The 25,504-nt window shown below is 73.5% G+C and carries 19 protein-coding genes and 1 pseudogene; 12 read left to right on the top strand and 8 right to left on the bottom strand.

The window, feature by feature from the left end; genetic code table 11:
- Window positions 1–29: 29 nt before the first annotated feature.
- A complete protein-coding gene (locus ACFFQA_RS08130) occupies window positions 30–1,151 on the top strand; it encodes an AI-2E family transporter (protein ID WP_377851063.1) in 1,122 nt (373 codons plus the stop codon).
- On the opposite strand, the gene ACFFQA_RS08125 is transcribed toward ACFFQA_RS08130, so the two are convergent.
- Entirely contained in the window at window positions 1,120–3,819 is a 2,700-nt protein-coding gene (locus ACFFQA_RS08125) for a winged helix-turn-helix domain-containing protein (RefSeq protein WP_377851062.1), read from the bottom strand. The genes ACFFQA_RS08130 and ACFFQA_RS08125 overlap by 32 nt on opposite strands.
- Window positions 3,820–3,925: 106 nt before the next feature.
- Window positions 3,926–4,168, bottom strand: coding sequence for a hypothetical protein (locus ACFFQA_RS08120; protein WP_377851061.1), 243 nt, complete (start codon window positions 4,166–4,168; stop codon window positions 3,926–3,928).
- 436 nt (window positions 4,169–4,604) lie between these two features.
- On the opposite strand from ACFFQA_RS08120, the gene ACFFQA_RS08115 reads away from it, so the two are divergent.
- The 6 genes from ACFFQA_RS08115 (at window position 4,605) to ACFFQA_RS08090 (ending at window position 10,538) form a co-directional block, all read left to right on the top strand.
- Entirely contained in the window at window positions 4,605–5,435 is an 831-nt protein-coding gene (locus tag ACFFQA_RS08115) for a hypothetical protein (protein ID WP_377851060.1), read from the top strand.
- A 63-nt stretch (window positions 5,436–5,498) separates the two neighbouring features.
- A complete protein-coding gene (locus tag ACFFQA_RS08110) occupies window positions 5,499–5,945 on the top strand; it encodes a DUF7144 family membrane protein (protein WP_377851059.1) in 447 nt (148 codons plus the stop codon).
- A 2-nt stretch (window positions 5,946–5,947) separates the two neighbouring features.
- Window positions 5,948–6,832, top strand: a complete 885-nt coding sequence (locus ACFFQA_RS08105) for a formylglycine-generating enzyme family protein (RefSeq protein ID WP_377851058.1) — start codon at window positions 5,948–5,950, stop codon at window positions 6,830–6,832.
- Window positions 6,833–7,073: 241 nt separating this feature from the next.
- Window positions 7,074–7,796: a phosphatidylserine decarboxylase gene (locus ACFFQA_RS08100; protein WP_377851057.1), complete on the top strand. Its 723-nt coding sequence runs from the start codon at window positions 7,074–7,076 to the stop codon at window positions 7,794–7,796.
- 37 nt (window positions 7,797–7,833) lie between these two features.
- Window positions 7,834–8,808: a dimethylarginine dimethylaminohydrolase family protein gene (locus ACFFQA_RS08095; RefSeq protein ID WP_377851056.1), complete on the top strand. Its 975-nt coding sequence runs from the start codon at window positions 7,834–7,836 to the stop codon at window positions 8,806–8,808.
- Window positions 8,808–10,538 carry an ABC transporter ATP-binding protein gene (locus ACFFQA_RS08090; RefSeq protein WP_377851055.1) on the top strand — a complete coding sequence of 577 codons (1,731 nt, stop codon included), beginning with the start codon at window positions 8,808–8,810 and terminating at the stop codon, window positions 10,536–10,538. Before ACFFQA_RS08095 ends, ACFFQA_RS08090 begins: the two co-directional genes overlap by 1 nt.
- Before the next feature lie 78 nt (window positions 10,539–10,616).
- On the opposite strand, the pseudogene ACFFQA_RS08085 reads toward ACFFQA_RS08090, so the two are convergent.
- Window positions 10,617–10,736 (bottom strand): annotated as a pseudogene (locus tag ACFFQA_RS08085) (helix-turn-helix domain-containing protein); the annotation flags it as partial.
- Between the two features lie 428 nt (window positions 10,737–11,164).
- Between ACFFQA_RS08085 and ACFFQA_RS08080 the strand changes: the two are divergent.
- Complete coding sequence (locus ACFFQA_RS08080; RefSeq protein ID WP_377851054.1) at window positions 11,165–14,158, top strand: type 2 lanthipeptide synthetase LanM family protein; 2,994 nt, start codon at window positions 11,165–11,167, stop codon at window positions 14,156–14,158.
- Window position 14,159: 1 nt separating this feature from the next.
- On the opposite strand, the gene ACFFQA_RS08075 is transcribed toward ACFFQA_RS08080, so the two are convergent.
- Window positions 14,160–17,078 (bottom strand): AfsR/SARP family transcriptional regulator, encoded by a 2,919-nt coding sequence (locus tag ACFFQA_RS08075; RefSeq protein ID WP_377851053.1) that lies wholly within the window; start codon window positions 17,076–17,078, stop codon window positions 14,160–14,162.
- Window positions 17,079–17,197: 119 nt separating this feature from the next.
- On the opposite strand from ACFFQA_RS08075, the gene ACFFQA_RS08070 reads away from it, so the two are divergent.
- From ACFFQA_RS08070 to ACFFQA_RS08055, 4 genes are all read left to right on the top strand, one after another.
- Window positions 17,198–18,352 carry an AAA family ATPase gene (locus ACFFQA_RS08070; RefSeq protein ID WP_377851051.1) on the top strand — a complete coding sequence of 385 codons (1,155 nt, stop codon included), beginning with the start codon at window positions 17,198–17,200 and terminating at the stop codon, window positions 18,350–18,352.
- Between the two features lie 71 nt (window positions 18,353–18,423).
- On the top strand, window positions 18,424–19,305 hold the full coding sequence (locus tag ACFFQA_RS08065) for a DUF58 domain-containing protein (RefSeq protein WP_377851049.1): 882 nt from the start codon (window positions 18,424–18,426) through the stop codon (window positions 19,303–19,305).
- A gap of 8 nt (window positions 19,306–19,313) precedes the next feature.
- Complete coding sequence (locus ACFFQA_RS08060; RefSeq protein ID WP_377851154.1) at window positions 19,314–20,294, top strand: VWA domain-containing protein; 981 nt, start codon at window positions 19,314–19,316, stop codon at window positions 20,292–20,294.
- A 106-nt stretch (window positions 20,295–20,400) separates the two neighbouring features.
- Entirely contained in the window at window positions 20,401–21,771 is a 1,371-nt protein-coding gene (locus ACFFQA_RS08055) for a M28 family peptidase (RefSeq protein WP_377851048.1), read from the top strand.
- 122 nt (window positions 21,772–21,893) lie between these two features.
- Here ACFFQA_RS08055 and ACFFQA_RS08050 read toward each other — a convergent pair whose 3' ends face one another.
- From ACFFQA_RS08050 to ACFFQA_RS08035, 4 genes are read right to left on the bottom strand one after another with little or no spacing between them, the layout of a single operon-like run.
- Entirely contained in the window at window positions 21,894–22,856 is a 963-nt protein-coding gene (locus ACFFQA_RS08050; RefSeq protein ID WP_377851047.1) for a TAXI family TRAP transporter solute-binding subunit, read from the bottom strand.
- Complete coding sequence (locus tag ACFFQA_RS08045) at window positions 22,853–24,253, bottom strand: sensor histidine kinase (RefSeq protein ID WP_377851046.1); 1,401 nt, start codon at window positions 24,251–24,253, stop codon at window positions 22,853–22,855. The genes ACFFQA_RS08050 and ACFFQA_RS08045 overlap by 4 nt, the downstream gene beginning before the upstream one ends.
- A gap of 3 nt (window positions 24,254–24,256) precedes the next feature.
- Window positions 24,257–24,928, bottom strand: coding sequence for a response regulator transcription factor (locus ACFFQA_RS08040; protein WP_377851045.1), 672 nt, complete (start codon window positions 24,926–24,928; stop codon window positions 24,257–24,259).
- Window positions 24,929–24,952: 24 nt separating this feature from the next.
- Window positions 24,953–25,504, bottom strand: a complete 552-nt coding sequence (locus ACFFQA_RS08035; protein WP_377851044.1) for a DUF4333 domain-containing protein — start codon at window positions 25,502–25,504, stop codon at window positions 24,953–24,955.

Genomic DNA, 25,504 nt, shown 5'->3' with positions numbered 1-25,504 from the left:
CACGGGTCACGGACCTAGCGTCCGGACTCGTGCCGAACCGTCATGACGGCCCGTCCGGGGCCGATACCGCCGCCACCGCCGAGGCTGGTCCGTTCGTGCTTCCGAGGGCGCTCGTGCTGCTCCTGGGGGCCGCCGCCGCGGTGGTCACGGTGGCGGGGATACGCGCGACCGCGTGGCTGATCGGGCCGGCGTTCCTCGCCCTGGTCATCGTGATCTCGGTCAGCCCGGTCCAGGTCTGGATGCGGCGGCACGGGGTCCCGCGCTGGATCACCACCGTCGTGCTCGTCGTCGTGCTCTACGCGGTGATCGTCGGGCTGGCGGTCGTGGTGGTCGTGTCGGTGGCGCAGCTGGCGACGCTGCTGCCGCGCTACGCCGGGCCCGCCGAGGACCTGCTCCGCTCCGTCGCCGACGCGCTCGGCCGGCTCGGGATCGGTGCGGAGCAGGTGCGGGCGGCGCTCGGCAAGATCGACTTCGGCAAGGTGATGGGTCTGGTCGGCTCGACGCTCTCCAGCCTGACGAACCTGTCGACCAGCATCGGTTTCCTGCTGGTGCTGCTGCTGTTCCTCGGCATCGAGGCCGGGGTGGCGGACCAGCGGATGGCGGCCATCGCCGCCGACCGCCCCGGCGCCGCGGGCGCGCTCTCCGGCTTCGTCAGGGGCACCCGCGGCTACCTGCTGATGACCACCGTCTTCGGCTTCATCGTGGCCGTGCTCGACACCGTCGCGCTGGCCCTGCTCGGCATCCCCGTCCCGGTGCTGTGGGGCCTGCTGGCGTTCGTCACGAACTACATCCCCAACGTCGGGTTCCTCATCGGGCTCGCCCCGCCCGCGCTGCTGGCCCTGCTCGACGGCGGCTGGCGGTCCATGCTGGCCGTCGTCGTGGTGTACTCCCTGCTCAACTTCGTGGTGCAGTCGCTGATCCAGCCGCGTTTCGTCGGGCACTCCGTCGGCCTGTCCACCACCGCGACGCTGCTCGCGCTGGTGTTCTGGGCGTGGGTGCTCGGCGCGGTCGGCGCTCTGCTGGCCATCCCGCTGACGCTGCTGGTCAAGGCCCTGCTGGTGGACACCGACCCGCGCGCGGCGTGGGCGCCCGCGCTGCTGGGACTGCCGGGCGGGCCAGTCACAACAGGCCCCGCCGCCGCGCCGCGGTGATGGCGTCCCTGCGGTGGTTGACGCCCAGCTTGCGGTAGATGCCGCGCAGGTGGGTCTTGATCGTGTTGACCGAGACGAACAGGGAGTCGGCGATCTCCTCGGTGGTGCGCATGGACGGCAGCTCGATCAACAGGTCCAGCTCGCGGTCGGTCAGCGCCTCGGTCGCCCCTGCCGCCGACGCCGGGATCGCGGCGAGCACGGAGGCCGCGAAGCTGTCGTACCTGCCGAACCGCCCGGCCCCGCGCACGAGCAGGTCGCGCGCGGGTGCCCCGGCGTCCAGGAACGGCCGGAGCGCGTGCCGGGGCTGGGCCAGCGCGAGCGCGTGGGAGAGGGCCTCGTGCGCCCGGCGCTGGTTCCCGGTCCGCTCGGCCAGCAGCGCCTCCAGCAGCCACGCCTCGACCATCGTGCCCGCCACCACTGCGGGAACCCGGTCGTTGACGATCAGGTCGAGCAACCGCCGCGCGGCGTTGAGATGTCCCTTGTGCGCGTGCAGGACGGCCTGGAGCAGGGCGTGCTCGGCCGACGGGCGGAGCTGGCGCCCGAGTCGTTCGAGCACCTCCATCGCCCACCGGTGCTCGCCGACGCGCAGCGCCATGCGCTGCTCCACCGGTGCGGCGAACGCGATCAGGGCGGGCGCCACCTGGGCGGTCCGGAACCTCCGCCAGAGGTCCCGGATGGCCGCGACCACCCCGTGCGGGTCCTCGGCCCGGTCGAAGGCGACGATCGCCTCCAGGAGGAGCGCGGACAGCTCGACGGTGGGATCGACGCGCTCGGCCCGCTCGGCCAGCAGCCGCACGGACAGCGAGCAGAGCCGTTCGGCGCGTTCCTGGTCCACCCGTTGGTAGGCGTCCGCGCCCATGAGCGCGTAGAGGTAGGCGCAGCGCGAGGTCTCGCTCCAGCAGCGGGCCTGGGCGAAGTCGAGCGCGGCGGCGGCCTCGGCGCTCATCTGCGCCGGGTCCCCCTCGGCGGCGGAGACGGCGGCCAGGTGCACCCGGCAGTGCAGTGCGACCGCGTCGCGGCCCTCCGCGGTGGCCAGGCGCAGCGCCCGCGACAGGTCGGTCCGCGCGGCGCGGTGCTCGCCGAGCCACAGCGCCGCCGTGCCCCGGTTGCTCAGCGCCAGCATGTCCAGGTCGACGTCCCCGGTGTCGCCCGCCCTGGTGGTCTCCAGCGCGGTCAACGCCTCCCGCACACCTCCTTCGAACCGGGCCCGGTGCAGCAGGACCACGGCGTGCAGCGCGCGCAGCCGGTGGGTGCGCAGCGGCCGCGCGGAACCCGCCACGCGCCGGAGACAGCGGTCGGCCGCCGGGACGTCGCCCCGGTCGAGCGCGATCGCCGCGCCCACCAGTGCCACCGGTGGCTGGGCCAGCACCTGCGCGGGAACGGTGTCCAGCAGGGCGCGCAAGGGATCGCCGTTGCCCTTGAGCACCTGCTGCAGGCCGAACTTCGTGATCAGCCGGGCCACCAGGTCGTCGTCGCCCGCCGCGATGCCGTGCTCCAGCGCGACCAGCGGGTCACCGGCCGCGGCGAACCAGTCGGCCGCGGTGCGGTGCAGGCGCCTGCCCCACCGGTGCCGCTTGCCGAGCTCGGCGAGCAGGTAGCCCCGCAACAAGGGGTGGTAGCGGTACCAGCGCGCCGACGGGCCGCCTCGGGTGATCAGGGTGTTGGTGCGCTCCAGGTGGTCGAGGATCTGGCCCGCGCCCTCCTGCTGCGACAGCAGCACCGCCAGGTCCACGGTGAACGTGGCGCAGACGCAGGTCGCGAGCAGGAACTGGCGGATCTGGCCGGGCAGCCCGGTGAGGACCTCCTCGGCCAGGTACTCGGCCACCGCGCGGTCCTCGCCGGTGAACTCGGCGATGCGGGTGGCGGGCTCGCTCGACCCGGCCACCGACATGGCGGCCAGCCGCAGCCCGGCCGCCCACCCCTCGGTCCGCTCCATCAGCACGCCGAGCGTCGCCGACGACAGCTCGATGCCCTGCCCGGCCAGCAGCGCCCTGGCCTCGCCGACGGTGAAGGTCAGGTCGGCGGGCCCGATCTCCCGCAGCCGGCCCTCCACCCGGAGCCGGGGCAGGATCAGCGGCGGCGGGAACCGGGTCGCCAGCACGATCCGCAACGTCGGGGGCAGCTGGCGCAGCAGGAGGTTCAGCGCGCGCACGGCGGCGGGGGAGCGCACCTCGTGCACCCCGTCCAGCACCAGGCACACCGGCGTGGTCAGCCGCTCGAAGGCGGCGACCAGCCCGGCGAGGAACCCGGCCTCCTCGTCCTCCCTCGGTGGGCCCAGCCACTCCAGCGGGCCGTCCTGGCCCCACGCCCCGCTCTCCCGGAGCGCGCCGAGCACGGCCGACCACAGCGGGAAGACATCGTTGTCCCCGGCGTCCAGCGAGACCCATGCCAGCGGTGCGCCGCCGCGCTCGGCGAGCAGGTGCGCCCACCCGGCGAGCAGGGTGGTCTTGCCCGCTCCGGCCGGTGCGCACACCACCATCACCGGTGGGCCCTCCAGCGGAACGCGCAGCAGCTCGTCGAGGGGGGCCAGCAGACGCGGGCGGTCCAGGACGGTGGGGGCGGCGGCGGGAACCCGGACCTTGGTGGCGACGACCGGGGCGGTGACCACCCCGGCCGCCGGGCGGCCCGCCAGCCGCGCCCGCTCGGAACTTCCATTACCCAGCGGCATTCGTGTTTCTCCCCGCTCGGAATCACATGACGTCTCGTCGTCGCGCCGGGTGCGCGCGATCGCTTCCGCAGGGTTCGACCGGTGGCGGCAGGGCATGCGGCCAGGTTTACCTGGCGCCTGTGCTGGTGGGGGGTGGTTCGGCCGTCCGGTACAGCGCGACCAGGAAGCGGCCGACCAGCTCGACGACCCTGGGCGCGTTGACCAGCCGGAACACGATCCCCTCCAGCGGGATCTGGGCGGGGCCGCCGGAGCGCGGCGGCGTCGCCGGGCTCCCTGACAGCACCAGTGCGACTACGACACCGGCGAACGCGGACCCGGTCCATGACCTGCGGTGCGACGAGTCGCTCATGTCCGCACGCCCCTCCCGCTCGGAATGACTGGATGACTGGATGACTGGATGGGGGCTCAGTCCAGACGACCCGGCGCCCGCCCCGCCTCCTCCGCTGTGGGTGATTCCTGCAAGGCCGGACGGCGGAATCCGCCTTCCCGACCGGTCCCACCGCCCGGGCGCACGGGCGCAATCGCCTGTCACCCCCGTCGGGTGAAGACCCGCCCCACCCGTCCCGCCCATGCTGGGCACGGCGGATCACGAAGACCGGTCATCCCTGGAACAGGGACTTCGGCTCCGCAAGGTGGTACCGGTCCGCAGCGGCGGAGCAGGGGCGAGCCGTGGGTCGGGGCCACGGTGCGCAAGGCCGAATCCCGTCCGGCCAACGCTGCGGCCCGGTACCGCCGCCAGAAGCCGGCCACGCCGGGCCGGGAGGTCCGACGAGCTGGGAGGTCCGATGAGCACGAACACCGACGTGGTCCCCGACATCGCCGTTCCCGACGAAACTGTTCCCGACGCACCTTTTCCTGACGAGACCGTTCCCGAAGCGGTCCCCGAGGACGAGGCGGTCCTCGACGATGCGGTCCCCGGCGAGGACCCCGCCCACCCCGACACCGACGTTGACACCGACGTTGACGCCGACGCCGACACCGACCCGGTGCCGCTGGGCCGCCGGTTCGACACGGTGTGGCGCGGGTACGACCGCGGGCAGGTCGACGAGTACGTGGAGACCGAGCTGCGGTTCCTCGCCGAGGACCGGGACCACGCGATGGCGTTGGTGGACAACCTGGTCAAGCTGGTCGACGCCAGCCGCGTGGAGATCCTGGAGCTGCGCGCCGAGCGGGACCGGCTGTGCCGGGCGCCGATCCCGGAGGACGCCGTCGACGAGCGGCTTCGGCGGTTGGTCGAGGCGGCCTGGCACGAGGCGGCCGACATCGTCGCCCACGCCCACGCCATCGCCGAGCAGAACCGCGTCACCACCGAGGACGAGTGCCGCAGGCTCGCGGCCGACGCCGAGCGGCGCCGCCGCCGGGTCGAGGAGGACTTCACCACGGCGATGGCGCTGCGCAGGGAGCGGTCCATGCGGGCGCTGCGCGAGCACGAGACCCGGTGCCGGGACAGGGCCGACCGGCTGCTGCGGGAGGCCACCGAGGAGGCCGACCGCAGGACCGCCCTGGCCCACGCCCAGGTGGAGAAGCTGCGCGAGGCGCAGCACACCCTCGCCGTCCGGCTGCGGTTCGCGCGCCGGATGTTCACCCAGGTCTGCGCGTCGCTCGACACGACATGACCAGACGCGACAGGACGACCAGCCGTGGCCCGCTGGGCCAACCAGACAGGGAGGGCCGACAGCATGCACAACCCAGAGTTCCGGACCGGCACCACCGGGCCCGAGGTGCCCACCGGCGGGCGGGCGACCCTGTGGGTCGGCTGGCTGCTGTTCGCGGGCGCCATGATGACCCTGGTCGGCGTGTTCCACGCCATCGCGGGAGTGGTCGCGCTGGTTCGCCGCGACTACTTCGTCGTCGGCCCGGACGGGCTGGTCGTCCAGGTCGGCTACACGTCGTGGGGGTGGGTGCACCTGATCCTGGGCGTCATCACCCTGCTCGCGGGCATCGGCGTCATCCGGGGGATGCGGTGGGCCCAGATCACCGGCATCGTGCTCGCCGGTCTCGGCGCGCTGCTCAACTTCGCGTTCCTGCCCGCCTACCCGGTGTGGACCACCGTGATGATCGCGCTGGACGTCCTCGTGATCTACGCGCTGGCCGTCCACGGCGACGAGGTCAAGGCACTCCGCTAGCCATGGGTGTTGGCATCGACATGGTGTGGATCGCGGGTGGGGCCTTCCGGATGGGCTCCGACGGGCACCGCCCGGAGGAGGCCCCGGCGCACCGGGTCGCGGTCGAGGGTTTCTGGATCGACCGCTATCCGGTCACCAACCGCGACTTCGAGCGCTTCGTCCGCAAGACCCGGTACGTCACGCTCGCCGAGCGGGTGCCGGACCCCGCGGGCCACCCGGCGGCACGACCCGAGCTGCTCGTACCCGGCTCCGTCGTGTTCGTCGCCCCCACACGGCCCGTCGCCCTGAACGACCACCGCGGCTGGTGGACCTACGTTCCTGGCGCGGACTGGCGGCACCCCCGGGGGCCGGGCAGCTCTGTCCGGCACAAGCCCGACCACCCGGTGGTGCACGTCGCGTGGGAGGACGTCCAGGCGTACGCCCGCTGGGCGGGCAAGGAGATCCCCAGCGAGGCCGAGTGGGAGTTCGCCGCCCGCGGCGGGCTGGACGGCGCGACCTCCGCCTGGGGCGAGGACATCCGGCCGGACGGGAGGGTCCTTGCCAACACCTGGCGGGGCGAGTTCCCGGTCGTCGACACCGTGGAGGACGGCTTCGAGGGCACCTCGCCGGTCATGTCGTACCCCGCCAACGGCTACGGCGTGCACGACATGACCGGCAACGTGTGGGAGTGGACCGCGGACGAGTACGGGCGCCACGGCGCGGGGACACCTGCCTGCTGCGGTCCGGCCCGCTCCCCGAGGAGGGGCGGCCCGCGCAAGGTGATGAAGGGCGGCTCGCACCTGTGCGCGCCGAACCACTGCCGGTGGTACCGTCCCGCCGCCCGGATGCCCCAGGCGGTCGGCACCTCGACCTCGCACCTGGGCTTCCGCTGCGTCGTGCGGCCCTAGAGCGCCTCGGGAGCCCGTGCCGTGGTGGCCGGCGGCTTCCGCTTCGCCGGAAAGGTCCGGGTTGGCGTTCGCCGCGGTGGGAGGCGCGGCGTTCGGCGCTGACCAGCGCCTCCGGCCGCGGAATAGCCTGAACGAGTGAGCCGCTTCCCTGAACTCTCTGATGGTTCTCACGCACTTCTTTGACCATTCGCTGGTCGACTCGTTCGCGAATCGGTCCGGCGAACAAAGGAGGTCGCGTGCGATGGTCCAATCCCTAGAGGCGTGGATCGAGTCGGATGTCCGACCATTCGAGGGTAAATCCCTGTCATATCTTTCGCAGTACCATTTCTTCCGCGATCCGACCAGGGCGGCGCACTGCGATCCTGAGCTGTTCTTCTCCCCGGCCGACGGCGTCGTGCTCTACCAGCGCGTCGTCAAACCGGACGAGCCGCTCGTGGAGATCAAGGGCGTCCCCTACACGCTGCGCGCCGCGTTGCGCGACCCGGAGTTCGACCGGCCGAGCCTGGTCATCGGCATCTTCATGACGTTCTTCGACGTCCACATCAACCGGGTTCCGTACCCCGGCAGGCTGTCCTGGCGGTCGGTCGAGCCGATCGACACGCTCAACCACCCGATGCTGGCGGTCGAGAAGGACCTGCTGGAGGAGCTGCGCATCGACCCGGCCCGGGGCGGATACCTGCACCACAACCAGCGCGTGGTGAACCGCGTCGACGTGCCCGTGCTGCGCCAGCCGTACTACGTCGTGCAGATCGCCGACTACGACGTCGACTGCATCACCCCGTTCAGCCTCGCGCAGAACCAGCCGGTCTCCCACGGGCGGCGGTTCTCCCAGATCCGCTACGGCTCCCAGGTCGAGCTGGTGATCCCGCTGTCGGAGCGCATCGAGTTCACCCCGCTGCAGCGGGAAGGCGTGCACGTGCAGGCGGGCGTCGACCCGCTGGTCCGCGTCGGCTTCCCCAGCTGACCCCGCTGTTCTCGTCTCCCCGGAAGGAAAACCGTTCATGACCGCAGTCGCCCCGTCGTCGCGTTCGCTGGAGCCTTGGGAGTCCGCGGTGGCTCCCGTCAACCCGACCCAGCTGACGCGGCCCGCCTTCCTGATGAACGCGCCGTTCTCCTACTCGACGGAGGTCGCCAACAACGTCTGGATGGAGGAGATCGCCGACGCTGACCGCGTTCCCAGCCACCGCAAGGCGATGGTGCAGTTCTTCAACCTGTACAACTACATCGCCTCCGAGTCCCTGGTGACGGTGCTGCCGACCCCGCGAACCACCGGGCTGCAGGACCTGGTGTTCACCGCGAACCTCGGTCTGGTGCTCGACCACTACAAGGACCGCAACACGGTGCTCGTCTCCAACTACACCAGCGAGCCCCGCAAGGCCGAGACCCCGGTCGGCGTGGACTTCTTCCGCGCCATGGGCTACGAGACCTTCGTGCCGCCGACCCGGTTCGAGGGCGAGGCGGAGATCAAGCACCTGCACGACAACGTCTACGTCGGCGGGCACGGCCAGCGATCCGATCCGGAGACCTACGACTGGATGGAACGCAACTTCGACATGAAGGTCGTCAAGCTCACGATGACCGACCCGTACCTGTACCACCTGGACTGCAGCGTCTTCCCGGTCACCAAGGAGAAGACGCTGGTCTGCACGGAGCTCTACGAGCGCTCGGAGATCGCCGAGCTGGAGAAGCACACCGAGATCATCGACGTCTCCGCGGCCGACTGCTACGCCGGTATCTGCAATTCGGTGCGGTTGCACAATGTGCTGCTCAATTCCTCGCACATCCACGACCTCAAGGCGGGCACCGACGACTACAACGGCGAGCTCGCCAAGAATCGTCGCCTTGAGGACATCGCGTCCTCGCTCGCTTTCGAGGTGCATTATTTCAACCTCTCCGAGTACCACAAGGGCGGAGCATTGTTGTCGTGCATGGTGATGCACCTCAACCGCTTCTCCTACGCTTTCCAGCTGCTCTGATGAGCGCCTCGCCCGCCGCGGCGCTGTGGGGGTACACCAGGGGGGCGCGAGCCCGGATCGGTTGCCTGGTGCTCCTGGAGCTGCTGTCCAACTCCGCCGTCCTGCTCCAGCCGCTGGTCGCGCGCTGGGTGCTGGACTCGCTGGAGACCGGCGAGGGCCTGATGCCACCGGTGCTGCTGCTGGCGGTGGTCGGCATGAGCGGGCTGGTGCTGGCGACGTTCAGCCACTACCTGCTCGGCAGGCTCGGCCAACGGCTGGTGTTCGACGTGCGGCGGGGGCTGGTCGGCAGGCTGCTGCACGCACGGGTGGACGACCTGACGCGGCGGCCGGTCGGTGACGTGCTCGCGCGGGTCGGCAGCGACACCACCCTGTTGCAGCAGACGCTGTCCTCGGCGCTGGTGCGCGGCGCGGTGGCACCGCTGGTGCTGCTGGCCACGCTGGTGCTGATGGCGCTGCTGGACCTGGTGCTGTTCGTGGTGCTGCTGCTCGTGCTCGTCGTCACCACCACCGCCGAGTGGTACGTGCTGCACCGGCTGCACAAGGCCACCGAGGACGCGCAGGACCGGGTCGGCGGCATGCTCACCTCGATCCAGCGGGTGCTGATCGCCTTCCGCACGGTCAAGGCGTTCGGCACCGAGGCCAGCGAGGAACGCGCCATCACCGACGACGCCCGCGCCGCCTACCGGGCGGGTGTGCGGGTGGCCCGGCTGGACGCGCTGGTCGAGGGCCTGGCGATCGGCGCGCTGGAGATCATGTTCCTGGTGGTGCTCGCGGTGGGCGCCATGCGGATCGTCTCCGGCGAGATGCAGGTCTCCGACCTCGTGGCGTTCCTGCTGTACGTGACCTACCTGCGCGATCCCGTCGAGACCGGCTCCTCCGCCGCGACCTCGCTGTCCGAGGGCCTCGCTGCCGTGCGCCGGGTGCGGCACCTCGACGTGCTGCCCGCCGAACGCGACGAGCCCGTCGCACCGGCGGCGGGGCGGGTGCCCTGCACCGGCCTGCGGCTGGAGGACCTGTGGTTCTCCCACGGCACGGAGCCCGTGCTGCGGGGGACCTCGCTGACCGCGGAGCAGGGCCTGACAGTGCTGGTCGGCCCCTCCGGCGCGGGCAAGACCACGGTGCTGAGCCTCATCGAGCGGTTCGACGATCCCGACCGCGGCCGCATCCTGCTCAACGGTGAGGACATCCGCGGCCTGACGCGCAAGGAACTGCGCGGCAGGCTCGCCTACGTCGAGCAGGAGGCGCCGCTGCTGGGCAGGACGCTGCGCGAGGCGGTGCTCTACGGCGCCCCGGAGACCGCTGAGGCGGACCTGCCGGAGGTGCTGCGGGCGGTCGCGCTGGACGGCTGGGTCGCCACCCTGCCCGACGGTCTGGACACCGAGATCGGCGAACGCGGTGCCCGGATGTCGGGCGGCCAGCGGCAGCGGCTCGCGGTGGCACGCGCGGTGCTGCGGCGGGCGGAGGTGCTGGTGCTCGACGAGGCGACCTCGCAGCTCGACGGCCGCAGCGAGGCACTGCTGGTCCAGGAGCTGCTGGACCAGGCGGCGGTGCGCACCGTGCTCGCGGTCAGCCACCGCTACTCGCTGGCCGCGCGCGCGGACCAGGTCGTGCTGCTCGACCAGGGCAAGGTGCTGGCGACCGGGACGCACGCGGAGCTCCTGCGCTCCCAGCCGCTGTACCGCGTGCTCGCCGAGGCGTCGGGAGAGGAGGCGCCCCTGCCCCGGACCTGACCGCTCCCGCCGGGGGCGCCGACACCCCCACATCGGCGCCCCCGGTTCCCGCGACCACGTGGTGAAGCCCTGTGATCGTCAGCTGACGTCACGCAGGTCCCTGAGCTGCCTGCGCGAGGTGATGCCCAGCTTGCGGAAGATGTTGCGGAGGTGGGCGTCAACCGTGCGAGGGCTGAGGAACAGCCGTGCTGCGACCTCGTGACCAGGCGGTCGAACTCTCGCCTGCGTGGCAGCGCCGTCCCGGCCCACCCGGGACCGCCGGGCCGGACCCTGCGCGGCCGCGAGGAGCCGTCCCGGCATGCGGACGCCCGGACGTCGGCGTCGATGTCCGCACGGGTGTCGGAAAGATTTCTATCGCCGCTGTTCGAGCACTTTCCCTTCATCGTTCCATGACATTCCCGATGTGCGATAAAGCGGCGCTTAAGCGGCGCTTCAACGCGCTTGCCGACCCTTGACCGGCGGGGTGCTCCCCCCGCTGGTCGTCGGCCCTGGGCACCGGGCGATGCAGGGGCACCAGCCGGGTCGGACCGGGCCGACGACCACCGCCGCCCTCGGTCCCGCCGGGTTGTCCGAACTCGCTTCAGAGCGCTCAAGGGGACCGGTTCACTTCCTGTTGAGGGAGAGTCATGCCCGTCCCACCCGTCTCACCGCCGGACTCGGGCTGGTCCACCGCCGATCTGCGGTGGGCCGACGCGCGTTACCTGCACGAGCTGCCCGCGCTGCCGGTGCGCGACACCAAGCGGGCCGGACGCCGGATGGACCGGTGGAACGCGTGCTTCGCCGAGGACTCGGCCGCCAGCCGCCGGGCCGCCGGGGTGCTGGGCTTCAAGCTGGACTCGCTGTGGCGGACCTTCGGCTCGCCCACCGGCTGCGAGCGGAGCGGCCCGCTGCCGGACTGGCTGGACCAGGTGCTGCGGGTGCGCCGCTACGGCGGCCCGCCGCGGGACGAGGGCCACCTGGTGACCGACGAGGCGCTCGGGCCGCTGCTGCCGGTCGCCGAGATCGTGCGCGGCTACCAGCGGGTGCTGCACAACCGGGTGCGCGGTTGCGGGGTGCCGGGGCTGCCGGAGCTGGTCGTCGCGTCCTGGCCGGAGCGGGCGATCACCTCGGCGCTGTCCGGGGTGCTGGCGGCCGATGAGTCCTTTGTGGACGGTTTCGCTGATCCGGCTGAGCGGCTGCGGCTGTGGAACACCTACCCGGTGCTGCTGCGCTACGTCGGCGACGTGCTGCGGGGCTGGCTGCGCGAGCGCACCCTGTTCGCGCGGCGGACCGCCGCCGACCACGCCGAGCTCGGCCGGGTCTGCGGTGGTCCGCTCGGCGAGCTGGTCGAGATCGACTTCGGGCCCGGTGACCGGGGCGTCGCCGCGCTGACCTTCGAGCGGCTGACCGTCGTGCACAAGCCGCACGGCGTCCAGGCGGACCAGGCGTGGGCGTGGGTGTGCGAGTGGTTCAACGAGCTGAGCCCGCCGCACTCCCTGCTGGCCGCTCCGGTCCTGGAACGGGAGGACTACGGGTGGATGTGCCACGTGGCCGCGCGGCCGTGCGACACCGATGACGAAGTGCGTGCGTTCCACTGGCGCGTCGGCGCGCTGACCGCCCTGCTCTACGTGCTCAACGGGGCGGACGCGCACAGCGGCAACGTCATCGCGCACGGCGAGCACCCCGTGCTGGTCAACGGCCAGGTGCTGCTGCGCGGGCGGACGGGCACCGCGGTCACCCGCGGTTCGGAGCTGCCCGACCCCGCCGCCGAGCTGATGCGCGAGGGCGTGCTCGGCGTCGGGCTGATCGGCTCCCGCCCGCTCACCAGGCTGGCGCGCAACGGTTCCCGGTCGTTCGTGGTGCCGGTCGATCCGTCACCTCACCGCGCGGACATGATCGCCGGGTTCGAGTGGACCTACCGCGCGGTCGCGGGGGACTGGTTCCGGTGGATGTCGGTGGACGGGCTGCTGTCGCGCTTCGTCGACGTGCCGCTGCGCCACGTGCCGCGCGACCCCGAGCGCTACCGCGAGGTGCTCGCCGACAGCCTGCGGCCGGAGCACCTGCGCGATGCCGTCGACCGGGACCGCAGCCTGGTCGCGCTCGCCGCCAACGACTCCGGCGACCAGCTGCGCGAGCTGCTGTGCAACGACGAGCTGCACGCGCTGCGAGCCGGGGAGCTGCCCTCCTACAGCACCCGCGCGCAGAGCACCCAGATCCGCAACCGTGAGGGCGACCAGCTCGGGCCGATGCTGGCCGAGCCGCCGATCGACGTGGCCATCCGCCGGATCGGCGCGCTGGCCGAGCACGACCTGACGCGGCAGGTCTCGCTCATCCGCCAGGTGCTCGACGTGCCGGTCCCGGGCGCGCCCGCCGCGCGGCACGCACCCGAGGTGGTGCCGTTGCCGGAGAAGCCGCTGGGGTACGCGGAGGCGGTGTCCGACGCCGTCGAACTGGCCAGGGGGCTGTGCCGCCAGGCGGTGCGGCGGGCCGGGGCGATCGGGTGGGTCGCCACGAGCCCCGCGGGTGGCGGGCACTGGGAGCTCGGCCCGGCGCCGAAGGACCTGCGCTCCGGCGTCGCCGGGATCGGGCTGTTCCTGGCGACCGTCGCCGCCCACGCCCGGGACGCGGAGGTCAGGGAGACCGCGCACGCCGTCGCCGACCACGTCCTCCGGTGGGTCGCCGACGCCGTCGACCGGCTCGGCAGGGCGGCGCTGGACCGGCCGGACCCTGGAGCGTTCGGCGTGGTCGGCGGGCTGGCCCACTACCTGACCCACGCCTCGGTGCTGCTGGACCGGCGGGACCTGCTGCGGTCCGCCCGGTCGCTGTTGCGGCCGTTGGCCGCGCACGTCCAGCACGACCAGCGCTACGACCTGGTCGGCGGCAGCGCCGGGGCGCTGCTGGTCGCGCTCGGGCTGCACCAGGTGCGGCCGTGCTCGCAGGCGCTGGAGGTCGCGCACGCCGCGGGGAGGCGCCTGGTCGACGCGCCCGCGCCGCCTCCCGGCACCGGGATCGGCATGTCACGCGGGGCGAGCGGCGTCGCCTACGCGCTGGCGCGGCTGCACGCGGTCGACCCGCGCGAGGAGTACGCCGAGGCCGTCTTCGCCGCGCTGCGGCACGAACGCGAACACCTCCACCCGGACCTGCACGACTGGACCGCGCCCAGGGCGGAGGGGTGTGCCGTTGGCGGTGGCGACGCGCCGTTGCTGGCGTGGTGCCACGGAGTTCCCGGAGTCGGGCTGGCCAGGGCCGGACTCGCCGGGCTGAGCGAGGAGTGGGGCGCGGAGCACGACCTCGCCGTCGCCGAACGGGCCACCGCGCTCGCGCTCTTCGGCGTGGACGGCGAGCGGCTGGCCTCGGTCGGCGACGACGGCCTGTGCCACGGCGACCTCGGCGCACTGGAGCTGCTCGCGCTCGCGGCGCGCCAACGCTCCGATGTGGACGGTCAGCTCCGGAGCGGGCGGGCGGTGCGCGCGCTGCGTGATCGCGGCCGCGCCTCGGGGTGGCGCACCGGCGCGCCGCGACCGGAGTCGGTGCCCGGCCTGATGCACGGCCGCGCGGGGATCGGCTACGGGCTGCTGCGGCTGGTGGCGCCGGAGGCGGTGCCGTCGGTGCTGCTCGTGGAGCCGCCCAGGAACCCGTGACTCACCTGGCGAGCAGCGCGTGGACCCCGGTCGCGGCGGGGCTGCCGATCTCCTCGTAGGTCGCCAGCGCCTCCCGCCAGGCCCGCGCCGCCTCCTCCGGCCTGCCGAGCGCTGCCAGCACCCTGCCGAGCTCCACTGTGGACTGTGCGTGCAGGTAGCGGTCGGCGCAGTCGTGGAACATCCGCGAGCCGCGCAGGTGGCAGACCATCGCGTCGTCGAGCCTGCCCTCCGCCCGGTGCACCAGGCCCCGCGCCCGCAGCGCCGCCGCCTCGCCCCACTCGCTGCCCAGCTCGCGCATCAGCCCCAGTGCCAGCTCGCTGTTGGCCCGCGCCTGCGGCAGCTGGCCGACGCGCGCCTGCGCCTCGGCGAGGTGGAGCCGGGCCAGCGCGGCCGACCAGCGGTTGCCCAGCCGCTCCATCTCCTTGAGGCAGCAGGCGAAGTGCTCCAGCGCCTCCTTCGGCCGGTCGCGCTCCGCGCACAGCTCGCCGAGGCTGAGCAGGGTCAGCGCCGCGGTGCCGGGGTCGCCGAGCTCGCGGGAGAGCTCCAGCGAGCGCAGCAGCGCCTCCTCCGCCTCGGCCGTGCGCCCCAACCGCAGGTAGACCCCGCCGAGGTTGTGCAGCACCGACCGATCGCCGCACGGCTTGCCCAGCTCCTGCGAGATCTCCAGCGCCCGCAGGTGGTGGCGCAGCGCCTCGTCGAGCCGGTGCGTCTGGTAGGCGGCGTTGCCGAGGCCGGTGACCATGCTGACCTCGGCGTGCGCCTGGCCGGTGCGGCGCGCGGCGCGCAGCCCGGCCTCGTTCGCGGTGACCCAGTGCTGGTAAGCCTTGGTGCGGTCGAAGTGCGGGGCCAGCACCACCGCGAACTGCCACGCCAGCTCCGGCAGCCCGGCCGACTCCGCGCGCACCACGCAGGCGACCAGGTTGTCCTGCTCGGCGGCCAGCCAGCGGAACGCCTCGGCCATCGAGCCGAACGTCTCGGGTGGGCAGTCCGGGTCCGCCTCGGTGAGACCCACCAGTGACCGCTGCCCGCTGAGGTCGGTCAGCACCGCGGCCCACGCGCTGTGCATCGACCACAGCACCAGCCGCCGGGTGGCCGCGCGACAGCCGTCCTCGCCGTCCTCGGCCCCGGCCAGCTCCGCGGCGTACTCCCGCAGCAGGTCGTGCAGCCGGTAGCGACCGGGCGCCAGCTCCTCGACGAGGTGCGCCTCGACCAGCCGCCGCAGCTGGGCGCGCGTCCCGGCCCGGTCCACCGGGCCCGGCAGCATGCAGGAGGCCGCCCCGACCGAGAAGTCCGCTCCGGGGACCAGGCCCAGCCGCCGGAACAACGTCCGCGCCGAGGGCTCCAGCATCTGGTACGAGCGCTCGAAGGCGGCGCGCACCGCGGCGTGCGGGTCGTCCGGGATCTCCAGCGCCGCGAGGCGTTCCGCGCCGCGCAGCCGGTCGACGAGATCGACGAGGCCGTGGTGGTCCCTGGTCAGCAGCTGTCCGCACGCCACCCGCAGCGCCAGCGGCAGGTGGCCGCACCGCTCGGTCAGCTCGCGCGCGGTGGCCGCCTCCGCGCGCACCAGGTCGGCGCCGACCAGCCGCTCCACCAGCCGCAGCGAGACCTCCGGCGGCAGCATGCCGAGGCCGACCGACTCCGCGCCGTCGAGCGCGACCAGCCCGCCCAGCCTGCTGCGGCTGGTCACCAGGACGGTGCAGCCGGGGGTGCCGGGCAGCAACGGCCGGACCTGCTCGGTGCCGCGTGCGTTGTCCAGCACCAGCAGCAGCCGCTTGCCGGTCAGCGTGCTGCGCAGCAGCGCGGCCGCCTCGTCCCGCCGCGCGGGCACGCGCGCCTCGGGCACGCCGAGCGAGCGCAGGAGTCGGCCGAGCGCGTCCTCCGGCGTCATCGGCGGCTCGGCGCTGTAGCCGTGCAGGTCGACGTAGAGCTGGCCGTCCGGGAACCGCGCGGCGGTCCGATGTCCGAAGTGGACGGCCAGCGCGGTCTTGCCGACCCCGGCAGGGCCGTCGATCGCCACCACCCGGGCGTTGCGCCGCACCGCCGCCTCCAGCCGCGCCAGCTCGCCCTCCCTGCCGGTGAAGCCGGAGGGCTCCGCAGGCAGCTCGGCGGGCAGCGCGGCCGGCCCGGTGTCCGAAGTGGACACACGTCTGCCGTTCACCAGCGTCGCGGCGGGAACCCCGGCGAGGATGTCGGCGTGCCTGCGCCGCAACCGCTCGCCCGGTTCCACGGCCAGCGCGGCCACCAGGGTCTCCCGCGCCCGCCGGTAGGCCTCCAGCGCGTCGGCCTGCCGTCCCGCCCCGTACAGCGCGGTCATCAGCCGCGCCCAGTGCGCCTCGTTCAGCGGCTGTTCCGCCGTCAGCGCGCGCAGCTCGCCGACCACCTCGGCGTAGTGGCCGAGTCCGAGCCTGGCGTCCACCAGGGTCTGCCGCGCCGACCACCGCAGCTCCTCCAGCCGCGTCCGCTCCGCCGAGACGGTCGGGCCCGCCGGCACGTCGGCCAGCGCGCCACCCCGCCACAGCCGCAGCGCTTCGTCCACTGTGGCCACCGCCGCGTGGTGCTCGCCCCGGTCCAGCTCCGCCCGGCCGCGCGCGGCCAGCCCCCCGAAGTGCTCGGAGTCCAGCTCCCCTGGCCCCACGTCGAGCGCGTAGCCGCCGGAGCGGGTGACCAGCCCCGGCCCGCCGAGCAGCTGGCGCAGCTGGTGCACGTAGACCTGCACCGCGTTGACCGCCGAGCCGGGCGGGGCCTCCGGCCACACCTCCGCGACCAGCCGGTCCACCGACACGACCTGGTTGGCGTGCAGGAGCAACAGGGCGAGCACCGAGCGCTGCTTCGCCGCCCGCGCGCCGCGCCACCCGTCGGCCGTGCGCACCTCCAACGGCCCGAGCAGGCGGAACCTCGGCGTGCCGCTGCCCCTGTCCACGCGGCGAGCTTAGTGTCGCCCGCGCCCCACGATCAGGTGCGTCGGCCACGCTTTCACAGCGGTCACACCGGCCCAGGAGTTTGCTTCTCGCCGGGGCGCGTCCGGCGCGCGGTCAGGCGATGCCTAAAGTCGTGCCCTCAGGAGCTTGTCTTTCCCTTCGAGGAGGTTCGCCAGTGACCGACCCCGGGCACGCCGAGGGCACGGCCGCCCCCGCCGCACCGCAGACCCCCGCCCGTGACGCGCAGCTGCTGGAGCGCACGGTGTTCGAGGTCAAGCGGGTGATCGTCGGGCAGGACCGGCTCGTCGAGCGGATGCTGGTCGGCCTGCTCGCCAAGGGCCACCTCCTGCTGGAGGGCGTGCCCGGTGTCGCCAAGACCCTGGCGGTGGAGACCTTCGCGCGGGTGGTCGGCGGCTCGTTCAACCGCCTGCAGTTCACCCCGGACCTGGTGCCCGCCGACCTCCTCGGCACCCGCATCTACCGCCAGGGCAGCGAGAGCTTCGACGTGGAGCTCGGCCCGGTGGTGGCGAACTTCGTGCTCGCCGACGAGATCAACCGCGCCCCGGCCAAGGTCCAGTCGGCGCTGCTGGAGGTCATGGCCGAGCGGCACGTCTCCATCGGCGGCAAGACCTTCCCGATGCCGGACCCGTTCCTGGTGATGGCCACCCAGAACCCGATCGAGAACGAGGGCGTCTACCCGCTGCCGGAGGCGCAGCGCGACCGCTTCCTGTTCAAGATCATGGTCGAGTACCCCTCCGCGGAGGAGGAGCGCGAGATCGTCTACCGGATGGGCGTGCAGCCCCCGGTCCCGCACCAGGTGCTCACCGCGCAGGAGCTGGTCCGCCTGCAGGGCGTCGCCGCCCAGGTCTTCGTGCACCACGCGCTCGTCGACTACGTCGTCCGCGTCGTGCTGGCCACCCGCCAGCCCACCGAGCACGGCCTCACCGACGTCGCGGGCTGGATCGCCTACGGCGCCTCGCCGCGCGCCACCCTCGGCGTGGTGGCCGCCTCCAGGGCGCTCGCCCTGGTGCGCGGGCGGGACTACGTGCTGCCGCAGGACGTGGTGGACGTGGTGCCGGACGTGCTGCGCCACCGGCTGGTGCTGTCCTACGACGCCCTCGCCGACGGCGTCCCGGTCGACCACATCATCAGCCGCGTGCTGCAGACCGTGCCGCTGCCGCAGGTCTCCGCCCGGCCGCAGCACGCGCCGCCGCAGGGGCCGCCGCCCGGTCAGCCGATGCCGCAGGCGCCCGCCCAGGCGACCAACAGGCAGTGAGCCCGGAAGCGGCCCCCCAGGCGGGGGAGGAGCGTCCGTCCTGGGCCCCTCCCGTCCTGCGGGGCGGACGGATGGAAGCCGGTCTGCGCACGCTGGAGCTGACCGTGCGGCGGCGGCTGGACGGGTTGCTGCAGGGCAACCACCTCGGCCTGGTGCCGGGACCCGGCACGGAGCCCGGCGAGGCCCGGCCCTACCAGCCCGGTGACGACGTGCGCCGGATGGACTGGGCGGTCACCGCGCGCACCACCGAGGCGCACATCAGGGAGACCGTCGCCGACCGCGAGCTGGAGACCTGGGTCGTGCTGGACCGCTCGGCGAGCATGGACTTCGGCACCGCGGGCTGCGAGAAGCGGGACCTCGGCGTCGCCGCGCTGGCCGCCGTCGCGCACCTGACCAGGGGCGGCGGCAACCGGATCGGCGCGATCGTCGCCAACGGCGAGCGCACCACGCGCATCCCGGCCCGCGGCGGCCTGCCCTACGCGCGCAGCCTGGTGCGCAAGGCGGCCGAGCAGCCCGCCGCGCCGGAGGGCACCCGGGGCGACCTCGCGGCCGCCTTGGAGCAGCTGCGCCGCCCGCCGCGCCGCAGGGGCCTGGCCGTGGTGATCTCCGACTTCCTCGGGCCGGTTGACTGGCTGCGCGCGATGCGCGGGCTCTCCGCCCGGCACGACCTGCTGGCCATCGAGGTGCTCGACCCGCGCGACGTCGAGCTGCCCGACGTCGGCACCGTGGTGCTGGCCGACCCGGAGACGGGCGGGCAGCGCGAGGTGCACGCGACGCCGTTGCTGCGCAGGGAGTTCGCCGCCGCCGCGGCGGCGCACCGGGACGAGGTGGCCGCCGCGCTGCGCGGGGTCGGGGCCTCGCACATGGTGCTGCGGACCGACTCCGACTGGGTCGCCGACATCCTGCGTTTCGTGGTGCGTCGCAAGCAACGGTGGTCGGGAGGGGGAGCCTGATGTTCGGCCTGAGCCTGGAGGGCTTCGCGAACCCGTGGTGGTTCCTGCTGCTGGCCGCCGTCGCGGCGCTGTTCGGCTGGTACCTGTGGGCGCAGAAGCGCCGCAAGCGCAACGTCATGCGCTTCACCAACCTGGAGCTGCTGGAGAAGGTCGCGCCGAAGCGGCAGGGCTGGGTGCGCCACCTCGCGCCCGCGCTGCTGATGGTCTCGATGATCCTGCTGACCGTGGCGATGACCGGCCCGACCGGTGAGCAGCGGGTGCCCCGCAACCGGGCGACGGTGATGCTGGTGATCGACGTGTCGCTGTCGATGAAGGCCACCGACGTCAAGCCGGACCGGCTCACCGCGGCGCAGAACGCGGCCAAGGCCTTCGCCGACGGGCTGACCCCCGGGGTGAACCTGGGCCTGATCTCCTTCGCGGGCTCGGCCGCCGTGGTGGTGGCGCCCACCACCGACCGCGGCCCGGTCAAGCAGGCCATCGACAACCTGCGCCTGGGCGCGGGCACCGCCACGGGCGACTCGATCGCCTCTGCCGTGGCGTCGGTCGACTCCTTCGCGAAGCTGATCACCGGCCCGGAGGGCCGCCCGCCCGCCCGCATCGTGCTGATGTCCGACGGCAAGCAGACGATCCCGGCCAGCCTGGAGGAGCCGCGCGGCGCCTTCGCCGAGGCCAAGAACGCCAAGGCGGCGGGCATGCCGATCTCGGCGATCTCCTTCGGCACCGAGTACGGCGCGATCGAGATCGACGGCCGCCAGCAGATCGTGCCGGTGGACGACGACTCGATGAAGCAGATCGCCCAGCTCTCCGGCGGTGACTTCCACAAGGCGGCCACCGAGAGCGAGCTGCGCCGGGTCTACGACAACCTCGGCGAGCAGATCGGCTACGAGACCAAGCGGGCCGACGCCAGCCGCCCGTGGCTGATGCTGGGCACGCTCACGCTGGTCGTGGCGGCGGGGGTGTCCCTCGTGCTCGGCCAGCGCATCCCCTGAGCTGCTGCAAACGGACTCTGGCAGGGGCGGCCCCGGCGACATACGGTCGCTGGAGCCGCCCCTTCCACCTGCAAGGGGCTTTCTTCTGGGGAGAGGACGTCTGAGCATGGCCGTTCGCCGCCGTGACCTTCTCGCGGGTGTCGCCGCGTTCGCCGGGTTCGCCACCGTCGGTCTGCTGCCCGGCACCGCCGCCGCGGCCACCCGGCAGCGGCCGGGCGCGCAGTTACCACCGTCCCTGGCCATCGGCGACCGCGCGGTCGTGGCCAGGGCCAGCGCCCGCCGCGCCATGGAACACCTCCAGGTGCTCAGCAACGAGATCGGTCCGCGCATCGGCGGCACCCCCTCCGAGCACCGGGCCGCCGACTACATCGCCGGTGTGCTGCGCAAGCTCCGCTATGACGTGACGCTGCAGCCGTTCCCGGTCGCCGACAAGTACCTCGCCGACATCAGCGTCACCGGGGACCGCGGCCCGAAGTGGCAGAGCGGCGCCTCCCCGCAGGGCAAGCTCGACGTGACCGTCTCCGGCGCGGTCGTCGACGTCGGCACGGCCACCCCCGCCGAGCTGGCGCACGTGCGCGGGCAGATCGCCTTCATCCCTGACTCGCAGGTCAACAGCAACGCGCCGCGGCTCGCCGCGGAGGCGGGCGCGATCGCGGTCCTGCTGTCCAGACCGGGCAGCCCCAGCCGCAAGCTCGGCGCGTTCACCCCGGCGCTGCCCGCCCCGCTGGACGTGCCCGTGCTCGGGCTCGCGCAGGTCCAGGGCGAGCGGCTGCGGCAGAAGCTGGCTGCGGGACCGGTGCGGCTGAGCCTGACCGTGACCCACCACAAGAACCTGACCTCCTACAACGTCATCGCCGAGCGCCCGGCGACCCTGCCGAACCCGGACAACGGCGTGGTGATGGTCAGCGCCCACTACGACAGCGTGCCCGGCTCGCCCGGTGCCAACGACGACGGCAGCGGCACCGTGCTGTGCCTGGAGCTGGCGCGGGTGCTGCGGTACCTGCCGACGCAGAAGGCGATCCGCTTCGCGCTGTGGGGCTCGGAGGAGCAGGGCCTGATCGGCTCGCGGCACTACGTCAAGCAGCTCTCCGACGCCGACGCCGAGCGCATCGCGGGCTGCTTCCAGAACGACATGGTGGCCACCAGCTGGGACCCGGCGATCGTCTACTGGCTGCTGTCGGTGGACGGCGGCGACAACAACACCACCAAGGCGGTCGCGGGCGCGGCACAGCGGCTCGGCTACCAGCAGCGCACCAAGGGCCCGGTGGCGCGCGGCTCCAGCGACCACGTGCCCTTCCACGAGCGGGGGATCTCCTCGGCCAACTTCAGCTGGCGCGGCGAGACCGGCCCCGCGCTGCTGGAGCCGACCTACCACACCCCGGAGGACACCATCGCCGCCAACGTCAGCGGCGAGCGGCTCCAGGTGTCGCTGGAGCTGATCGGCTCGGCGGCCTACGAGCTGGCCAGGCAGCGCTAACCCCCGCCAACCGTGGGGCGGCGTGGTGGTTCTCGCGTGAGAGCTTGCGCGGATAGAGGTGCGGGCGGGCGAGCGGTGGGTGGAGGTCGGCCAACGACGACGGAGCGCCTCCAGGAGGGGCGCTAGCCGTGCAGGCGCCGGTAGACGGCGGCGGCTCCCGGGTGCAACGGGATCGCCGCCGTCCCGGTCAGCGTGCGCACGTCGAGGAACTGCGTGCCCAGAGCCTCTTGCGGCACAAGGCGATCCGCCCGCTCGGCGAGCACCGTGGTGACTTCGGCGGCGACGTCGTCCGGAAGCTCCGGCAGGCACACGACGAGGTTGGCCACTCCGACCGTCGGCACCCCGCGCACCAGGCGGTAGGCCCCCGCGGGAACGGACACCTGCTCGTAGACGGTCCCGTGCGCGGCCCGCAGGCCGGGGTAGACGTCGTCCAGCGGTAGCAGCCGCACCCCGACCCGCTCGTCCAGCTCCCCGATGGCGGGCGTCGGCACGCCACCGGACCAGACCAGCGCGTCGATCTCCCGCCGCTCCAGCGCCGCCACGGCGTCGGCCAGCCGCAGCTGCCTGCTCCGCAGGTCGGTGTCCCGCAGACCGGCGACAGCGGCCAGCCTGTTCGCGAGCAACGCCGCTCCGGATCCGGGAGCGCCCATGGACACCGCTCGCCCCCGCAGGTCGGCGACCCGCTGGAGCGGGCTGTCGGCGCGCACGACGACCTGGAGGTAGTTCTCGTAGATCCGGCCGAGCGCCCGCAGCGGTGTGGCGTCGCTGAACGGCGCCCGCCCCGCCATGGCGGCCTCGGCGGCGTCGGCGTGGGTCAGCGCGAGATCGGTGCCGCGAGCTGCGAGCAGGGCGAGGTTGGCGACGCTGGCCTGCGTGGTGAGCGCGGTCGCCCGCAGCAGCGGCTGCGCCTGCCGGATCTGCTCGGCCAGCCGCTCCGCGAACGCGAGATAGGGCCCGCCGGGTTCCCCTGCGGCGATCCCCAGCCCCCGCGCCTCGCCGCGGTAGCCGGTGGTCGAGCACCCCGCCGCCAGCACGCCGAGCACGCCACCCAGCAGCACACTCCGCCGCCGCACACCGGAGGTCATGTCACACCTCCTGGGACGGGGAGGGTCAGCCGGACGCGCAGGCCGGTGGGGGAGGCGTTGGTGATCTCCAGGACGCCGTTGCGGGCCTGGGCGAGGTGGTCGGCGATCGTCAGGCCCAGGCCCGTTCCCCTGCTGCCGCGGTGCCGGGTGGAGCGCCAGAAGCGCTCCTTGGCCAGCGCGAGCTCCTCCTCGGCCAGTCCGGGGCCGTCGTCCTGGACCTCCACCAGCACCCCCGCCGCGATCCGCGAGTGGCGCAGCCACACCGTGCTGCCCCGGCCCGCGTACTTGATCGCGTTGTCCAGCAGGACGTCCAGCACCTGGGCCAGCTCGCCCTCCTCGCAGGCGGCGGGCAGCGGGCGCGGCGTCGGCTTCGGGTCGGCGAGGTGGACCCCGGCCGCCTCCGCCGCGGCGCGCCAGGCGTCCAGCCGGTCCGCTGCCACCGTCACCACGTCGCAGCCCGCAGGCTCATCCACAGTGGACAGTGCGAGGCTCGCCGCCTTGTTCTCCGCGCCCGCCAAGGCGAGCAGACCGTCCAAAAGGGACTCCAGCCGCTCCACCTCGCCGACGACCGAGCGGTAGGCGCGCTCGGATCTCGGCGCCACCGCCCCCGCGAGGCCGTCCACCCGCAACCGCAGCGCCGCCATCGGGTTGCGCAGCTGGTGCGAGGCCTCCTCCACCAGCCTGCGTTGCCGTTCCAGCGCGTCGGTCACCGCGTCGGACATCCGGTTGAACGACCCGGCCAGCGAGCGCAGCTCCGTCGGCCCGCGCACCTCCACGTGCGCCCTCGGCTGGCCGGAGGCGACCGCGTGCACCCCGCGCTCCAGCTCCCGCAGCGGCCGCAGCACCCACCGCGCCAGCCCGGCCGCCAGCCCCGCGCACGCCAGCGCCGCCGCGACCGCGCCCGCGAGGATCACCGCCCACCGGCGCGCCACGTCGTTCGCGGCAGCGGTCACCGATGCGCGCAGCACCACGGCGCCGGTCACGCGCGTCCCGGTGCCCGCGGGACGGGCGAGCAGCAGCGGTTCGCGGGACCACGGGAGCAGCTCCGGCGCGGCCTGCGACCGCTGGTTGCGCAGCGCCCCGTCCACCAGCGCGCGCACTCCGGGCTCGGCGGGCGCCACGCCCGCCTGCACCACCACGCGGCCCCTGGCGTCGACCACGAGCAGGCCCTCGCCGTAGAGCTCGGTGTAGCGGCCGACCTCGGCAAGCAGCTGGCCGGTGTCGCCGGTGGCGTTGGCCTGCTCGGTCAGGGTGGCGAAGCGGTCGAGGTCGGCGGTGCGGTCGATCACCAGCCGCTGGGTGCGCTCGGCCGAGGTGCTCAGCAGCAGCGGGACCGCGAACGCCGCTACCGCGGCCACGGAGAAGCCCAGCAGCACCAGCAGCAGGCGGGTCCGCACCGGCTACACCTCCAGCCGGTAGCCGAAACCGCGGATCGTGGTGAGCAGGCCGGGCCTGCCGAGCTTGGCGCGCAGCTGCGTCATGTGCACGTCCAGCGAGCGGGACACCGCGACGAAGGCGTCGCCCCAGACCTCGTCCATCAGCTGCTGCCTGCTGACCGCGGCACCCGCCCTCGCCGCGAGCGCGGCGAGCAGGTCGAACTCCTTGGCTGTCAGCGAGACCGGTTCCCCGCCGACGGTGACCACCCGGGCCCGGATGTCGATGTCCACGTCCGCGACCCGGATGAGGTCGTCCTGCGCGGACTCGCCCGCGGTGACCCGCAGCGTCGCCCGGCGGGTGACCACGTCCATCCGCGCCAGCAGCTCCGCCAGCCGCACCGGCTTGACCAGGTAGTCGTCCGCACCCAGCCGCAGGCCGCGCACGACCGAGCGCTCGTCGCCGCGCGCGGTGAGCACGACGACGGGGGTGTCGGCGACCTGGCGCAGCTTGCGCAGCACGTCCATGCCGTCGCCGTCGGGCAGCCCGAGGTCCAGCAGCACCAGATCGGCCTCGCGGTGCGCGATCAGCGCGTCGGAGCCCCTCGCCACCCTGGTGAGGGAGTGCCCGTGCGCGCTGAGGACCTCGACCAGGGCCTCGGCGACCCCGTCGTCGTCCTCCACCAGCAGCACGCGCACGACCACACCCCCACCGGGAAGGGACTACTTGGGCTGTCCCACCGTGTACTCGCCCTTGTCGTTGTCCACCTTGATCACCGAGACCTTCTGCTTGCCGTCGATGGTGACCTTGCACTGGAACTGCGTGCCCGCGGCGATCTTGTTCCGGCTGCCGCAGTCCACAGCGGTGAGCTTCGACTCGGCGACACCGAAGCTCTTGACCAGGGTGTCCTTGACGCCCTGCTTCAGCGCGTTGTCGTCGAAGACGTTGGTGGTGAGGAAGCCCATGAAGTAGAGCACCGCGGCGGCCGCGCCGAGCACGACCACAACGCCGATGCTGACGAACAGCCCCTTCTTGCTCTTCTTCTCCGGGGCGGGCGCGGGGGCGGGGGAGGCGCCCCAGCCGCCGGGCTGGCCCTGCGGCGGGCCGGGGGGCTGCTGGAACTGGCCGGGCGGCGGGCCCTGCGGGCGGGGTCCACCGGGACCACCGGGACCACCGGGGCCGAAACCGGGCTGGGGGCCGGTGGGCGGGCCCTGCCGGGGGAACTGGCCGGGCTGCTGGGGCTGGGGCGGGTAGGGGCCCTGCGGGGTGTTCAT

It is taken from the genome of Allokutzneria oryzae, assembly GCF_042429765.1.
Taxonomy (GTDB): Bacteria; Actinomycetota; Actinomycetes; order Mycobacteriales; family Pseudonocardiaceae; genus Allokutzneria; species Allokutzneria oryzae.
This window is presented reverse-complemented; position numbering and strand designations above follow the sequence as displayed.